The organism is Cryobacterium sp. TMT1-62 (assembly GCF_004403145.1).
GTDB lineage: Bacteria > Actinomycetota > Actinomycetes > Actinomycetales > Microbacteriaceae > Cryobacterium > Cryobacterium sandaracinum.
Map to the genome: position 1 here is coordinate 1 of NZ_SOGZ01000051.1, position 15,870 is coordinate 15,870.

A 15,870-nucleotide genomic window follows, 5' to 3' on the forward strand; every position below is an offset into this window, starting at 1 on the left:
CCCGCCGCCCCGCCGCCGGCCGAGGAGTCGGCACCGGCGGAAGCCCCGCCCGGTTCTGCAGCCCCGGCCTCGCCGGCACCGCAGGCAGACCGTCCGGCCGTGGCCCTGGCCACACCGCTGCCGGGCGGCTGGAACGACCCCACCCGGTTCGCCACGGCAGTGCTGCCGCCGTGGTCGACCCCCGACCTCTCCTGGTTCCAGGCGGCGTTGCTGGCGCTCGGTGCCCTCCTGCTGCTCTGCATCCCCGCGCGCCTCCTCGCCGGGACCGTGTTCCGGGCCACGGACGGCCACCCGCTCTGGCAGAGCATGCCGATCGCGGGCCGCAACCGGTCCCGCGAGGAATTCGAGACCGTTCCCGAACTACCTCTGAACCGGTGGCTGGTGGCCGGCGCCGCCGTGCTGGCCGCGGCCACCCTCGTCATGCTGTCCGGGCCGGTCACCAGCCAGCCTGCCTACCTGCGGCTGCTCCTCGCCGTGGCGCTGGCCCTCCTCATCGTCAACGCGGTCGGAGCGCTCGTTCCGCTCTGGTGGAGCTCCCGCATGTGGCGGACGAAAGCATCCGTGACTTTCCTGCCCCGCTACCTGCTGCTGGTCGCCCTGACCGCGTTGGCCTCCCGGGCTTTCGACGTTCACCCGGCGCTGGTCTTCGGGCTGCTCGGCAGCGTCACCGTGGCCCCCGAGGTACTGACGCCGAGGCGCGGCCCACTCGCCGCCGTTCGGGCCGGCAGCCTGATCGGGCTGGCCGTGGTCGGCTGGCTGACGCTGGGCCTGCTGCCGGCCGCGGACGGCTTCCTCAGCGCGCTGGCGGCCGAGATCATCAACAGTGTGGTACTGGCCGCGATCGGTTCGGCAGCGCTGGTGCTGATCCCGATCGGACGCACCAGCGGACGGAGCATCCTCGCCTGGTCACCGCCGATCTGGGCGTGCCTGACCGTGCTCGCCTTCACGATCATGTTCGGAGTGCTGTCCCCGGCGGTGGAACTCTGGCACGAAGGTGGCAGCCTCAGCCTGTGGTGGGTGGCAGGCACCCTGTTCGCCGCCCTCAGCATCGGGGCCTGGGCCTGGCAGCGGTTCGTCACGCCCGCCCGAGTCTGAGCCTCGCCCCCCCCCGATGATTCCGCCGAGAGGGCGCGGGGTCAGGCCCGCCAAGAGGTCACACGGCCGGTCAGGCCCGACGGATCAGGCCGGCCTGCCGGGCGTGAGGACACCCCGAGCTTCGGGTAGATGTGTGGCGGCCTGCTGCTCGTGGTGGCGATGCTGTTCGGCATCTCGGCGCTGGTCTTCGGCGCATTCTTCACGGTCTGGAGCATCCAGCGGCACGTCCAGCCTGCTCGCCGTGGCATCCACCCTGATCACGCCCGACAGCGGGTCCGTGCACATGGGCGAAATCGATGCGACCCTGCTGTCCCTGGCCGAAAAAACGCAGCTGCGCTGGGATCGGCTCGGCATCGTCTTCCAGCAGTCGAACCTTATGCCGGATGCCGTGGGTCTCCTGGGCCAGGCCGGCAAACGGCCCGCGCGGCTCACCGTCGAGCACGACACCGCCACGGTGCTGGTCACCCACGACCAGCGGCTGCTGCCGCTGATGGACTCCCTGCACACCATGGTCGACGGCACCCGAACGACGAGCCGCCACAGTGTCAGCGCGTAACGGCGCGTCCGCGGCGCACGCTATCGTCGAGAGCGTGCGCCTCGGAGTCCTTGATGTCGGTTCGAACACCGTCCACCTGCTGGTCGTCGACGCGCACGCAGGCGCCCAGCCGGTGCCGATGGCCTCCGACAAGGCCGTGCTGCGCCTGATGCGCTACCTCACCCCTGAGGGCGCCATCACCGAGGAGGGGTGCACCGCCGTGCTCGAGTCGGTGCGGAACGCGGCCGAGGTGGCCCGCCGCCACCACGTCGACGACCTCCTGCCGTTCGCTACCTCCGCACTCCGTGAGGCCGTGAACGGGCCCGAACTGCTCGCCCGGGTCGAACGGGAAACCGGGGTCGCCCTGCAGGTCCTGTCCGGCGAGGACGAGGCCCGACTGACGTTCCTGGCCGTGCGGCGCTGGTACGGCTGGTCCGCCAGGGACATCCTGCTCTTCGACATCGGGGGCGGCTCCCTGGAGATCGCCGCCGGCGCGAACGAGGTGCCTGCGGTCGCGCTGTCGCTGCCGCTGGGCGCCGGCCGTTCCACCATCGGCTTCCTGCACGACGACCCGCCGCTGCCCGCGCAGGTCTCCGCCCTCCGCGAGCACGCCGCCGCCGTGCTCGCGGAAGCCCTGGTGGCGTTCGAGGGGCTCCCGGCGCCGCACCACGTCGTCGGTTCGTCCAAGACCATCCGCTCCCTGGCCAAACTGGCCGGCTCCACCGCGGAGGGTTTCGGTTCAGGCGAGCGGATGCAGCTGAGCCGCTCGCAGCTGAGCGACTGGGTCCCCCGGCTGGCCCGGATCCCGGCTGAGGCGCGCCCGGCGCTGCCCGGCATCACCGCCGACCGCACCTTCCAGATCGTGGCCGGCGGCATCGTGCTCCACGCGGCGATGGCCGCTTTCGGGGTGACCGAGCTGGAAGTGTCGCCGTGGGCGCTCCGCGAGGGCATCATCCTGAGGTATCTGGACCACCTGGAGTAGCTGCCCCTAACCAATTCGACGGAGATTCTGCCGAGAATGGCGCCAAACAGACGGGAACCGGGCTCTGAGGCCAAAATCTCCGTCGAATTGGTTCCGCCCTCGGCCGACTGGACTCCAACAGAGTGACGCCGTGAGCGGAAAGCGCGCGGGGCGTCGGTGGTGCAAAGCGCCGGTGACGCCGAGGGAGCGGCCGGGTCGGCGCAGCGCCTTGGCCGTGAGCGGCGCGCCCTCGCCGGTCGTGATGGTTCCGCGCCCGGGCAGCACCTTCGCCGTGGTGATCACTTCCAGAAGAAGAACCGGGTGATGGCCCACGTTGTTTGCAGAAAGCCCCTGACACCGTTCCTACATCGGGGAATGGCACGTGGCAGGAGGCATCGACCGTTTCACTCGCGGATCGTAGCGCGACGAAACCGGGCCGGACAGGCTGCCTCACCCGGCACAGACCGGGGGCAGGGATTTACGCGGCATCCGTTCAGGGTCTGCCGGCAGGTTGAACGACGATGCATGGATGCTGTCGCCCGGGCGGCGGGAGTCGGGGCCGTGACGCGGTGACGCGGTGACGCCGTGACGCTGTGACGCTGTGACGCTGTGTCGCGGTGTCGCGGTGACGCTGTGACGTACCGTGTGGTGCCCCCGCTGGGGGTCGAACCCAGACTGTGACGATTTTAAGTCGTCTGCCTCTGCCATTGGGCTACGGGGGCGCGCCCGGCGAAACCGAACGCCTCAAGCGTAGGGGCTGCGGGCGTCATCGGTTTCCCTCGGTGACGCCCGCAGACGCTGTTACTTGACGGCTGCGGTCGCCGCGGCCTTCTCGGTCGCCCCTGCCGGAGCGACTTCCGCAGCCTTGTCGGCCGCGGTCTTTCGCGGGGCTCGGGGTGCACGCGCCGTTGCCTTGACGGCGGGACCCGTGCCGGGGCCGGCTACGGTGGCCGCTGCCTTGGCCGATGCGGCGACGGTCACCGGAGCCTTGGCCGGAGCGGCAGAATCCACGACCGGCTTGGGCCGCGAGGCGAACTCCGCGAACGTGGCCCGCGGGTTCTGCACCGCGGCCAACGAGACGATGTCGCGACCGAGGAAGAAGTTGTTCATCCAACCCCAGATGATGCGCAGCTTGCGCTCCCAGCTGGGCATGGCCAGGCCGTGGTAGCCGCGGTGGGCGAACCAGGCCGGCAGACCCGTGATGGCGATCTTGCCGGACTGGAAGACACCGGAACCGATGCCGAGGCCGGCGACGGCACCCAAGTTCTTGTGCAGGTATTCCTCGGGATTCTCGCCGCGCAGCACCGCGACGATGTTCTTCGCGAGGAGCTTGCCCTGGCGAACCGCGTGCTGAGCGTTGGGCACGCAGAAGCCGCCCACTCCCCCGCCACTCAGGTCGGGAACGGCGGTGATGTCGCCGGCGCCCCAGGCGTCCGCGATGATCTCGTCATCGGTTCCGACGCGCAGGTCGGGGCGCACCTGCAGGCGACCACGATCTTCGATCGGCAGGTCGGTGTGGCGCACGATGGCCGGGTTAGCCATGACTCCGGCTGTCCAGACGATCAGATCGGTCTCGAAGCTCTCACCGGTGGACAGTTCGACCTTGCCGTCGACCGAGCTGGTCAGCTGCGTGTTCAGGTGGATTTGCGCGCCGCGTTCGTCGAGGTGCTTGATGACCCAGAGGCTGGTCGGCAGCGAAACTTCGGGCATGATGCGCCCCATCGCCTCGATCAGGTGGAAGTGGGTGTCGTCGAACCCGATCTGCGGGTAGGACTTCAGCAGCGATGACGCGAAGGAACGCAGCTCTGCGAAGACCTCGATGCCGGCGAAGCCCCCGCCGATGACGACGAAGGTGAGCAGGCGGTCGCGCTCGGGGCCGGCCGGAAGTTGGGCAGCCTTGTCGAAGTTGGTGAGCACGCGGTCACGGATGGCGACGGCTTCCTCGATGGTCTTCAGACCGATGGCCTGGTCCGCGACGCCCGGGATCGGGAACGTGCGCGACACGGCGCCGGCCGTCACCGCGACGACGTCATAGACGAATTCGTAGGGCTCGCCAATGGGCGGGGTGATGGTCGCGGTTTTCGTGGCGTGGTCGATGTGGGTGACCTTGGCCGTCACGACGTTGGTCTTCTTGAGGTGACGACGGTGCGCGACTGCGGCGTGGCGACCCTCGATGGAGCCGGCTGCGACCTCCGGCAGGAACGGCTGGTAGGTCATATACGGCAGAGGGTCGACCATGGTGACCTCGGCCTCGCCGGCGCGAAGCCATTTCTCCAGCTTCCACGCGGTGTAGAACCCGGCGTAGCCGCCACCGACAATAAGAATTTTGGGCACTATGAAAGTCCTCCTACATGATTTGGCTGCACGAAAACTTACCGTTTTGACCGGATTCGCTTGATGTGCCGAGTGGCCCCGGTGCCGAGCAGCGTTACCAGAGTACCAAACCCGACCAGGACGAGGAGCGGCACTGTGACATACGTCAGCGTGAGCGGGCTGGGCAACCATGCCGCGACGACGCTGGGGGCAGGCAACGCCGGGTCTTCCTGCGGCGCGACCGGCACCTGCGTGGCGGTCTGCGGCGTGGGCTCGACCTCGGTGTCCGCCCGCCGGTGTACCCGGATCCACTCCTCCAGCAGGGCGGCCGGTTCCGGGCTCGTGGATGCCGGCACGGCCGCAGTGACCGCCGCCGCGGCATCGATCAGACCGTTGCCGTAGATCGGGCTGGGCACGACCCGCCCGTTCGGGTCGGCAGTTTCGATGACCCGGTTCATCACCTCCGCAGCATCGAGGCGGGGATAGGCGGCGCGCACCAGAGCGACCAGGCCCGACACGATGGGCGCGGCCGCGCTGGTGCCGTTCCACTGCACGTAGCCGCCGCCCGGAACGACGCCCACGAGTTGCTCGCTGGGCGCGGCCACCGAGATCGTGATGCCCTGCGAGGACGCGTCGAAGCTGGCACCCTTGTTGCGGTCGACACCGGCGACCGTGAGCACCCCAGGGATGGTGGCCGGGGCTCCGACCTCGGTGGTGCCGCTGCCTCGGTTCCCGGCGGCGGCGACGACCACGACGTCGTTCTCGAACGCGTAGAGGAAGGCGTCGTCCCAGCTCGGCGGCCAGTCCAAGGTGTTGCGGGTGAGGGACATGTTGATGACGTCGGCGCCGTTGTCGACGGCCCAGCGGATGCCCTCGGCGATCTGGTCGTCGTTGCTGAGGGTGGCGTCGCTGGTGCCGAAGGCCACCGAGACGGCCAGGAGCGACGCCTCGGGAGCCACTCCCAGCACGCCGGACCCCTCACCCGTGCCGCGTCCGGCCAGCAGGGATGCCACCAGAGTCCCGTGCTCACTGCCTTCTCCGACGGGCGTCTGCCCATTGGCGGAGCCGAGCCCGGAGACATCCGTTCCGCCGACGACCGCACCGGTGAGGTCGGCGACGTCGGCGACACCCGTATCGATGACGGCCACCGTCACGCCCGCGCCACGGGTCGTATTCCAGGCCTGGGTGAATCCGTAGTCATTGAGCCAGTACTCAAGGTCACGCACCTGCGTGTTCTCCGCGAAGGCCGGCGCGGTCGGTGCAACGAAAGCCCCGCCCAGCGCCATGGTCAGGCCCAGGGCGACGCCCGCGCCGATCCGACGCCAGGCGGAGCGGGTCACTCGTCGGCCGTGGTGTAGTCGAGGCACTCGCAGACGGCGGGCGTCCAGGCCGCCCGGCCGAGGGCCAGATCTCCGATCGGGTTCACTCCGGGGCCTGCGGCCAGAGAGTGGGCGGCCAGCGCGTGCAGGCATTTCACACGTTCGGGCATACCACCGGAGGAGATGCCGACGATTTCCGGAACCGTGCCCAGGATCTCGCGGTCGGCAAGGAAGCCCTCATGCGCACGCCGGTAGCGGGCACGCACCTGCTCGTCATCGGCCAGCAACTGGTTGTACTCGTTCATCACCTGGGTGGCCTCGAGGAACGACAGCGCGGCGGTCGCCGCGGGGTGCGTCAGGTAGTACAGCGTGGGGAAGGGGGTGCCGTCGGCAAGGCGCGGCGCCGTCGCCACCACGGTCGGGGCGCCGCAAACGCAACGCGCGGCGATGCCCACGACGTTGCGGGCCGGGCGTCCCAGCTGAGCCGAGACGATGGTGATGTCGTCCTCGGTGACCGAATCGAAGGGAGGCCGGGTCATTTCGCGGCCTCGGGAGCCAGACCGGCCGTCATTACGGAGGCGAACATGGAGGAGAGCCAATCGACGTTGGTGGTTTGGATGGTGGGGGTGGCGACAGGTGCGGCCGCGTCGCCCGCGACGGGCAGGGCCAGATCGTTGATCACGAGGAAGCTCACGTCGCCGGGAAGCACATAGGACAGTCGGTCCCTGGCCTGCGTGGTGACGTAGGTGCGGTCGTTCCAGCGTTCCCGCTCACTCTTCAACTCTTCCACGGCGCCCTGCTGGGCCTCGACCGCCGCCGTGAGCGATTCGATCTGCTGGCGCTGGTCGGCGTAGGTGCGGATGCCGGGCGCCAAGACGATCACGGCCATGATCAGGAGGCCCATCATCACCAGCGAAAACCCGGACAGGCGCAGGCCGCGCAGCCAGCGAGCGGCCGCGGTCTCGGTCGGGGGCAGCGCGACGGGCTGTTCTTCGGCGCGTTTCCTGGCCACGGCAACTCCCTTCGTGAATCGCTGGTCGCGGTTGTCCCGCACTGGAACCCTAACCGCAATCGGACAAAAAAATGGAGCTCCCGAAGCCGCGGGGTGAACCCGCGCTCCGAGAGCTCCAGTCGAACTACGCCTTGAAGCGCGGGAAGGCAGAGCGGCCCGCGTACACGGCGGCCTCGCCCAGCTCTTCCTCGATGCGGAGCAGCTGGTTGTACTTCGCGACGCGCTCGCTGCGGGCGGGTGCTCCGGTCTTGATCTGGCCGGCATCCGTCGCAACCGCGAGGTCGGCGATGAAGGTGTCCTCGGTCTCACCGGAGCGGTGCGAGATGACGGCGGTGTATCCGGCGCGCTGCGCGAGGGACACCGCGTCAAGCGTCTCGGTCAGGGTGCCGATCTGGTTGACCTTGACCAGGATGGAGTTCGCGGTGCCGAGGGCCAGGCCCTTGGCAAGGCGCACCGGGTTGGTCACGAAGAGGTCGTCGCCGACGATCTGGACCTTGTCTCCGAGCTCGGCGGTGAGGTGAACGTAGCCGTCCCAGTCGTCTTCCTCGAGCGGGTCTTCGATCGAGACGAGCGGGTAGGCCGCAACGAGCTCGACGTAGTACGCGGACAGCTCCAGGGCGGTGAGTTCCTTGCCCTCGAAGTGGTAGACGCCGTCCTTGTAGAACTCGGAGGCGGCGCAGTCGAGCGCCAGACCGATGTCCTTGCCGGGCGTGTAGCCGGCGTTCTGGATGGCTTCGACGATGAGGTCGAGAGCGGCACGGTTGCTCGGCAGGTTGGGGGCGAAGCCACCCTCGTCGCCGAGGCCGGTAGAGAGGCCCTTGGACTTGAGCAGCGCCTTGAGGGCGTGGTAGGTCTCGGTGCCCCAGCGGAGTCCCTCGGCGAAGGACTCGGCTCCGAGTGGGACGACCATGAATTCCTGAATGTCCACGTCGTTGTCGGCGTGGGAGCCTCCGTTGATGATGTTCATCATCGGGACCGGAAGGGTGTGTGCGTTCGGGCCACCGAGGTAGCGGAACAGCGGCAGGCCGGCCGAGGTCGCGGCGGCCTTGGCGACGGCCAGGCTGACGCCGAGGATAGCGTTGGCGCCGACGCGGTGCTTGTTGTCGGTTCCGTCGGTCTCGTTGAGGACGGCGTCGATGATGCGCTGGTCAGCGGCGTCGAGGTCCTCGACTGCCGGGCCGAGCTCGTCGATGACAGCGTCAACGGCCTTGCGGACGCCCTTGCCCAGATAACGTGACTTGTCGCCGTCATGCAGCTCGTAAGCCTCGAACGCACCGGTGGATGCGCCGGACGGAACGGCGGCACGGCTGACCGAACCGTCATCAAGCAATACCTCGACCTCAACGGTCGGGTTGCCTCTGGAGTCAAGAATCTCGCGCGCTACTACTGCCTCAATGAGAGCCACAGCTATCTCCTGTTTCCTATATTTTTTTAATCGTTGGGGTGTTGGTCTGAAGGAATCGAGGAAGACAGCGCCGTGTTCCAATCCCATAACAGTCTAGCGACTGGCCTCAGCCGCCGAGGGGACGGAAATCGAGTTCGCCCGCGCCGGAGACATCCGCCCCGACGAACGAGTAGCGCCCGTAACCGGCTCCGGCCGCGCGTTCCAGCAGCGCCTTGACGTTCTTGGTGCGCTGTTCGAGGCGCACCCGGAGGCCCTGTTCGACCAGTGTTCGCTTGAGCGCCACGAGCCGGGCCGGGTCTGTTCCCTTGTCGTACACCAGTACGACGGCGTTCTCAGCGGATGCCGCATCCACGCCCAACAGGTCGACGATGCGCTCGAACCCGATCGAGAACCCGCAGGCCGGCACCTCGGTGCCGAGGAAGCGGCCGATCATGCCGTCGTACCGGCCACCGCCGCCGAGGGAGTAGCCGAGATCGGGGTGTGAGATCTCGAAGATGGTGCCGGTGTAGTAGCCCATCCCGCGCACGAGGGTCGGGTCGAACACGAGCCGTACCTCGGGCATCGCGGCGCGCAGCGCGAGCAGGTCGGCGAAGGCATCCGTGTTGAGCCAGGCCGGCGGAGTCGGCTCGGCGGCCGTCCAGCCGGCATCGGCGATCTGGGTCAGGGTATCGGCCACGCCGTCGGTGGCGATGCCCAGGCCGGCGAGCTCCGTGACAACCCCGTCGACGCCGATCTTGTCGAGTTTGTCGATCACGATCAGCGCGCGTTCGTTCAGCTCGGGAGCCACGCTCCAATGGGCGAGCAGGGCGGTCAGGATGCGGCGGTCGTTGACGCGGATGGAGCACCCGGTCAGGCCGAGGGCGTCGAGCGCGGCGGCGGTCGCGGTGATCAGCTCAATCTCGGCAAGCAGGCCGGACTCGCCGATGATGTCGATGTCGCACTGCACGAACTGCCGGTAGCGGCCCTTCTGCGGACGCTCCGCCCGCCAGACCGGCGCGATCTGGATGGACCGGAACACCGTCGGAAGTTCCGCCCGGTGAGTCGCGTAGAACCGGGCGAGCGGAACGGTGAGGTCGAACCGCAGGCCCAGGTCGGCCAGCCCGAGCAGGTCGCCGGATGCGGCGGCGGCCGCGGCATCCGTCGGCTTCAACCCACGCTTCAGCACGGCGAAGGCGAGTTTCTCGTTGTCGCCGCCGAGCCCGGAGTGCAGTCGGGCCGCGTCTTCCAACACCGGGGTCTCGATCTCGTCGAAGCCGTGCGCCGCGAAGCTTCGCCGGATCACGGCCAGTGCGTGTTCCCGGGACGCCTTGTCGGCGGGGAGGAAGTCGCGCATGCCGCGGGGAGGGGTCACTGGTGTTGCCATAGCCCCAATTGTGTCAGTTCGGGTCGGCCCGTCGATTTCCGCCGGGACGCCCGACACAATCTCTCATGCGATGTAGTGCAAGATGTCGAAGTGGTTGTCACCGGCGCCCTGGCGATGGTCAGGAGGGTGGACATCCAGGCCACTTCCTCGGCCTGCGCTGTGACCTGCTTCTCCTGGGCCAGCGCCAGGGCGATGCGAAGCAGACGGCGATGGCGCTGAACTGCTGCGAGGCATCGAATTCGTCACCGATCTGAGCGGACAGAAGACCATTGACGGATGTCTGGCTCATGGTTGGACTGTTCCGCCACCGCCCTGTCGGCACCGCCGCGTGGCCTCAGCGCAGGCCTTCGCGCAAGCCTCAGCCGGGCGGGCCTCAGCCGCGCAAGCCTCAGCCGCGCAAGCCTCAGCCGGGCAGGCCTCAGCCGGGCAGGCCGATGATGCCGGCGTCGGAAACGTCGCCGGCATCCGTCGTCTCGGCCTCGCGGATCTCGTCCTGCAGACCGCGGAGGGCCGTGCGCAGGGCACGTTCGGAGTCGAGCCCCTGACTCTTGGCCGCAGACACGATGGCCAGCAGCAGCGGGCCGAGCTGGCCCTCGGTCTCGATCGGAAGCGGGAACGCGGCCTCGGTGCCGAGCAGCCCGATCTTCTGGGCTCGGCCGAGCACCTTGTCGGCGAGCGCGAGGGCCGGCATGCCCTGCGGGATCCCGTCGAGCACGCTCGTGCGGGAGGGCTTCTCCGCAGCCTTGAAGTCGTCCCAAGCGAGGGCCACGTCGTCGGCCGTTTCCAGGTTCAGGTCGCCAAAGACATGCGGATGCCGCCCCACCATTTTCGCGGTCATATGCGCGGCGACATCGTGGATGTCGAAGTCTTCGCCCGCGGTGTGCGCCGCGAGGTCGGCGTGGAAGACCACCTGGTAGAGCACGTCGCCGAGCTCCTCGAGCATCTCGTCGCGGCTGCCCGACTCGATCGCCTCGATCAGCTCGTGCGTCTCTTCGGTCAGGTACTGCACCAGAGACTCGTGGGTCTGCTCTGCGTCCCACGGGCATCCGCCCGGTGCACGCAGGAGAGCCACCACGCGCACGAGTTCGTCGAGATTGGAGGCGGATGCCGGGACGGATGCCGGGACGGTGGGATTCTCTGTAGGGGACACGCGACAACTCTAATCGCCCGGAATTGACGGAGTCTGCGGGGCCTGATCCGTCCCGTGAGGAGCCCCAGCCCCGGTCTATGCCGGCGCCATGATTTTCACGGAGGTGCCGCTGCCAGGCATCGGGATGCGGCGGGAGCTCACGGTGGCCGGCGAGCGCCGGGTAGGCGACCCAGTGTTCATCGTGGGTACCCGGAGCCGTTTGCGGGCCGCCGCCGCGATCCTGCGCCCGATGCCTGGCAGCGGCGCACCGGAGACCTGAGTGGAGTATCCGGCGTCGTACCAATTCGACGGAGATTTTCTCGAAGGAGCGCACTCTCGGTGTGTTTACGTTCGATTTGGACAGAATCTCCGTCGAATTCGTTCGGGACGGAACCGCTGAAAGACGGGTCGGACCCACGTTCACTCGTCAAGCGATCGCGACGGGCCACCCGGCCGCGGCGGGCTACGCGACCGCGACGACGGGACGCGGGAAGAGAGCGTCGAGCAGGTTGCCGGCCCAGGCGATCAGCGCCGCATCCCCAAGCGGTTCCCCGTTGATGCGCGGCATGGGCACGGTCAGCGCACCGTTCTGGGTGAAGTAGCGCGACCCGGGGTACATGCGCTGCAGGCGCACCTGCATCGAGTCGGCGAGGTTCGCCGGCGACACGCGCAGGTTCGAACCCATCGCGACGACCTCGCCGAGACTGGCCTGCTGGGCCAGCCACCGCAGCCGGGAGACCAGGATGAGGTTCTGCACCGGCTGGGGCGGCTCGCCGTAGCGATCGGTGAGTTCGTCGAGGACCAGGTCGATCTGGTCCTTCGCGGCCGTCGGCGAGCTTGCGGCGGACAGCTTCTGGTAGGCCTCGAGGCGCAACCGCTCGCTGTCGACGTAGTCTTCGGGGATGTGGGCGTCGACGGGCAGTTCGAGCCGCAGCTCCGTCTGGCCCTCCGCGACGTCGCCGCGGAAGGCGCTCACGGCCTCGCCGATCATGCGCAGGTAAAGGTCGAAGCCGACCCCGGCGATGTGCCCGGCCTGCTCGCCGCCGAGCAGGTTGCCCGCGCCGCGGATTTCGAGGTCCTTCAACGCCACCTGCATGCCGGCGCCCAGTTCGTTGTTCGCGGCGATGGTCGACAGCCGGTCGTGGGCGATCTCAGTCAACGGTTTGTTCTCGTCGTAGAGGAAATAGGCGTAGGCGCGCTCCCGGCCGCGGCCGACCCTCCCCCGCAGCTGATGCAACTGGCTGAGCCCGAACTTGTCGGCGCGGTCGATAATGATCGTGTTCGCGTTGGCGATGTCCAGGCCGGTCTCGATGATCGTCGTCGAGACCAGCACATCGAATTTGCGCTCCCAGAAGTCCACGACGACCTGTTCCAGCTGTGCCTCCGGCAACTGGCCGTGCGCCACGGCGATCCGTGCCTCCGGCACGAGCTCGGCCAGCTTCGCGGCCACCCGGTTGATGCTGGACACCCGGTTGTGCACGACGAAGATCTGGCCCTCCCGCAGCAGCTCCCGCCGGATGGCCGCGGCGACCTGGCGGTCGGAGTACGGTCCGACGAAGGTGAGGATCGGGTGCCGGTCCTCCGGCGGGGTGGCCAGGGTGGACATCTCCCGGATGCCGGTGACCGCCATCTCCAGCGTGCGCGGGATGGGCGTGGCGCTCATCGCGAGGATATCCACGTTGGTCTTGAGCTTTTTCAGCGCATCCTTGTGCTCCACGCCGAAGCGCTGTTCTTCGTCGATGATCACGAGGCCCAGGTCCTTGAACACGATGGAGTCCGACAGCAGCCGGTGGGTGCCGATCACGAGGTCGACGGTGCCGTCGAGCATGCCCGCCATGGTTTCGCGGGATTCCTTCTCGGTCTGGAATCGACTGAGCGCGCGCAGGTGCACCGGGAATCCGGCGAAGCGCTCCTGGAACGTCTCCATGTGCTGGCGCACGAGCAGGGTCGTCGGCACCAGCATGACGACCTGCTTGCCGTCCTGGATCGCCTTGAAGGCGGCGCGCACGGCCACCTCGGTCTTGCCGAACCCGACGTCGCCGGAGAGCAGCCGGTCCATCGGGATGGGCCGTTCCATGTCGGCCTTGACCTCGTCGATGGTGGTGAGCTGGTCGGGCGTCTCGGCGAACGGGAACGCCTCCTCCAACTCGCGCTGCCAGGGGGTGTCCGGCCCGAACGCGTGGCCCTTGCTGGCCATCCGTGCGGAGTAGAGCTTGACGAGTTCGACGGCGATGTCCCGCACGGCACGACGCGCCTTGGTCTTCGCGGCCGACCAATCGCTGCCGCCCATTTTGCTGAGCGTCGGCGCCTCCCCGCCGACGTAGCGGCTGACCAGGTCGAGCTGGTCGGTGGGCACGTAGAGCTTGTCACCCGGGTGCCCGCGCTTCGACGGCGCGTATTCGAGCACGAGGTATTCACGCTTGGTCTTGACCGGGTTGCGCCCGCCGCTGGAGACCTCACGCTGGGTGAGCTCGATGAACCGGCCGATGCCGTGGGTCTGGTGCACGACGTGGTCGCCGGCCTTCAGCTGCAGCGGGTCGACGACGTTCTTGCGCCGGCTGGCCAGCTTCTTCACCTGGCGCGCGTCGTAGCCCACGGTGCGGCCGTAGAATTCGGACTCGCTGACCAGGGAGAATTTCGTCTCCGGCAGTTCGAAACCGTGGTCGACGGATGCTTTCAGCAGGTAGGCGATACCGGCCTCGGGTCGGCTCGGCCATTCCGTGACGATCCGGGCGGGCAGCTCCCGCTCGGCCAGAACGTCGGCGGCGCGTTCGACCAGCCCGGCACCCTGGGCGACGATGCCGACGGTCCAGCCGGCCTTCAGCCGCTCGGCCAGGTGACCGACGGCGCCCTCGACGCTGCCCTGGAAGCTCGGCACGGCGTCGCCCTCGACCCGCACCGTGAGCAGGTCGTCGAGTTCCCGGTGCTCGGGCAGCACCGGGGCATCCGTCGGCGCCGCCTGGAAGGAGCTCAGGGTCCACCACACGTGCGCGGACGCCGGGGCGCCGGGCGCACTGAACTGCACGGCCTCCCGCAGCCGCCCGAGGGTGAGGAAGTCGCCCGACTCCAGGTCGATCGGCGCCTCGGCGCCCGCGGTCGCGGCGCTCCACGCCGCGCCCAGGAACTCCCGGTTGGTCTCGGCCAGGCTGATCGCCCGGGATGCGACGCGCTCGGGCGAGATGACGGCGACGGCCGCCTCCGCGGGCAAATAGTGGGTGATCGGCACGAGCCGGTCGACGAGAGCAGGTGCGAGGCTCTCCATGCCCTCGACCGGGATGCCCTCGGCGATCTTCGCGAGCAGGCCGGACAGGCTCGGGAACTCGTGCTGCATCTCACGGGCCCGCTGCCGAACGGCGGGACTGAGCAGCAGCTCGCGGCTCGGCGGCAGGCTCACCGAGTCGACCGGGGCAGGAAAGGAGCGCTGGTCCGCGACCGAGAACGCGCGGATCTGCTCGACCTCGTCCCCGAAGAACTCCACCCGGAAAGGGTGCGGGGCGATCGACGGGAAGACGTCGAGGATGCCGCCGCGCACCGCGAACTCACCGCGCCGCGTGACCATGTCCACCCGGGCGTAGGCAACGTTGACGAGCTCACGTGCGATGGCGGAGAGGTCGTGACCACGTTGGCCGGCGACCAGGTCGATCGGCTCGTAGTCGGTGAGGTTGTCGGCCACAGGCTGCAGCGCGGCGCGCACGGAGGCGATGACGATCAGGGGGCGTCGGGCGGCCGGGGCGCTCTCCTCCCACTCGCGCATCCGTCGCAGGGCGAAGAGGCGCTTGCCGACGATTTCGGCGCTGGGGCTGAGCCGCTCATGCGGCAGCGTCTCCCAGGCCGGGAAGTCGATGATCTCGGCGTCGGCGGCGAAGCAGGCAAGGTTCTCGTGCAGCGATTCCGACTCCCGCCCGGTGGCGGTGATCAGCAGCAGGGCCGGGGCCTTGCCCAGCCGGGTGCGCTGCTCGAGCAGGGCGGCGAGCAGCGGGGCGCGAAGCCCCTCGGTGAGAGAGAAATCGACGTTCCGGTTCGCGAAGGCGAGGGCATTGTCGAATGTGGAGGCGCGCGAAAGTGTGGCAATTAAGCCCTGGAGAGTCACCGGAGCATTCTACGCAACCCAGCTGACAGCCAGCCCGGGCGATCAAGGGGAATCAGGGGGCGTGGAACTTCTGCTGCGCGGCAGTGACGCCCTCGGCTGCGATGAGTTCGATCGCGTCGGCGGCATCCGTCAACAGGTTGGGCAGAGCCGAACGTTCCGGGGACGTGAAGTCGTGCAACACGAAGTCCGCGGCCGGCTGCCGGCCAGACGGGCGCCCGATGCCGACGCGGATGCGGATGAACTCGTTCGTACCCGCTGCGGCGATGATGTCGCGCAGGCCGTTGTGGCCGCCGTGGCCGCCGCCGACCTTGATCTTCATCGTGTCGAACGGGAGGTCAAGGTCGTCGTGGATGACGATCAGACGCGCGGGCTCCAGCGAGTAGAAGCGAAGCAGCGCGGCCACCGGCCCGCCGGACACGTTCATGAACGTGTTCGGCTTGGCCAGCACCAGTTTCGGCCCCCCGGGGAAACTGCGCCCCTCGGCGACCGACGAATTCGTTTTGTGGTTCCTGAAAGCCGCCGACAGGCGGTCGGCGAGCACGGCAGCCACCATGTGGCCGACATTGTGTCGGTTACCGGCGTAGTCGGGCCCGGGGTTGCCGAGCCCGACTACAAGCCAAAGATTGTCGTCCAGGGGAATCCTCCGCT

At 68.6% G+C, this 15,870-nt stretch carries 12 protein-coding genes, 1 tRNA gene and 1 pseudogene; 4 read left to right on the plus strand and 10 right to left on the minus strand.

The window, feature by feature from the left end:
• The 3 genes and pseudogenes from E3T34_RS15955 to E3T34_RS15360 all read left to right on the plus strand — a co-directional run.
• A pseudogene (locus tag E3T34_RS15955) lies at nt 1-1,095 on the plus strand (hypothetical protein); the annotation flags it as partial.
• 241 nt (nt 1,096-1,336) lie between these two features.
• A complete protein-coding gene (locus E3T34_RS15960) occupies nt 1,337-1,651 on the plus strand; it encodes a hypothetical protein (protein ID WP_166785915.1) in 315 nt (104 codons plus the stop codon).
• A 34-nt stretch (nt 1,652-1,685) separates the two neighbouring features.
• Nucleotides 1,686-2,612: a Ppx/GppA phosphatase family protein gene (locus E3T34_RS15360; RefSeq protein WP_104100837.1), complete on the plus strand. Its 927-nt coding sequence runs from the start codon at nt 1,686-1,688 to the stop codon at nt 2,610-2,612.
• 625 nt (nt 2,613-3,237) lie between these two features.
• On the opposite strand, the gene E3T34_RS15365 is transcribed toward E3T34_RS15360, so the two are convergent.
• From E3T34_RS15365 to E3T34_RS15405, 8 genes are all read right to left on the minus strand, one after another.
• Nucleotides 3,238-3,313, minus strand: a tRNA-Leu gene (locus E3T34_RS15365).
• Nucleotides 3,314-3,392: 79 nt separating this feature from the next.
• A complete protein-coding gene (locus E3T34_RS15370) occupies nt 3,393-4,925 on the minus strand; it encodes an NAD(P)/FAD-dependent oxidoreductase (RefSeq protein WP_134343480.1) in 1,533 nt (510 codons plus the stop codon).
• Between the two features lie 38 nt (nt 4,926-4,963).
• Nucleotides 4,964-6,244, minus strand: coding sequence for a S8 family serine peptidase (locus E3T34_RS15375; protein ID WP_369827965.1), 1,281 nt, complete (start codon nt 6,242-6,244; stop codon nt 4,964-4,966).
• A complete protein-coding gene (locus E3T34_RS15380; protein ID WP_104100835.1) occupies nt 6,241-6,762 on the minus strand; it encodes a DUF501 domain-containing protein in 522 nt (173 codons plus the stop codon). Before E3T34_RS15380 ends, E3T34_RS15375 begins: the two co-directional genes overlap by 4 nt.
• A complete protein-coding gene (locus E3T34_RS15385; protein WP_134343481.1) occupies nt 6,759-7,235 on the minus strand; it encodes a septum formation initiator family protein in 477 nt (158 codons plus the stop codon). Before E3T34_RS15385 ends, E3T34_RS15380 begins: the two co-directional genes overlap by 4 nt.
• Nucleotides 7,236-7,359: 124 nt before the next feature.
• Nucleotides 7,360-8,640 carry a phosphopyruvate hydratase gene (eno, locus tag E3T34_RS15390; RefSeq protein WP_104170826.1) on the minus strand — a complete coding sequence of 427 codons (1,281 nt, stop codon included), beginning with the start codon at nt 8,638-8,640 and terminating at the stop codon, nt 7,360-7,362.
• Nucleotides 8,641-8,746: 106 nt separating this feature from the next.
• Nucleotides 8,747-10,003, minus strand: coding sequence for a histidine--tRNA ligase (gene hisS / locus E3T34_RS15395; RefSeq protein WP_134343482.1), 1,257 nt, complete (start codon nt 10,001-10,003; stop codon nt 8,747-8,749).
• A 418-nt stretch (nt 10,004-10,421) separates the two neighbouring features.
• Nucleotides 10,422-11,153 carry a MazG family protein gene (locus E3T34_RS15405; RefSeq protein ID WP_134343484.1) on the minus strand — a complete coding sequence of 244 codons (732 nt, stop codon included), beginning with the start codon at nt 11,151-11,153 and terminating at the stop codon, nt 10,422-10,424.
• 88 nt (nt 11,154-11,241) lie between these two features.
• Here E3T34_RS15405 and E3T34_RS15965 point away from each other — a divergent pair, with 88 nt between their 5' ends.
• The gene (locus tag E3T34_RS15965; protein WP_158250261.1) at nt 11,242-11,412 is read left to right on the plus strand and encodes a hypothetical protein; all 171 of its coding nucleotides are present in this window, start codon (nt 11,242-11,244) and stop codon (nt 11,410-11,412) included.
• Nucleotides 11,413-11,595: 183 nt separating this feature from the next.
• On the opposite strand, the gene mfd is transcribed toward E3T34_RS15965, so the two are convergent.
• Entirely contained in the window at nt 11,596-15,222 is a 3,627-nt protein-coding gene (gene mfd, locus E3T34_RS15410; RefSeq protein ID WP_134343485.1) for a transcription-repair coupling factor, read from the minus strand.
• Between the two features lie 52 nt (nt 15,223-15,274).
• Nucleotides 15,275-15,856: an aminoacyl-tRNA hydrolase gene (gene pth / locus E3T34_RS15415; protein WP_134343486.1), complete on the minus strand. Its 582-nt coding sequence runs from the start codon at nt 15,854-15,856 to the stop codon at nt 15,275-15,277.
• Nucleotides 15,857-15,870 lie beyond the last annotated feature (14 nt).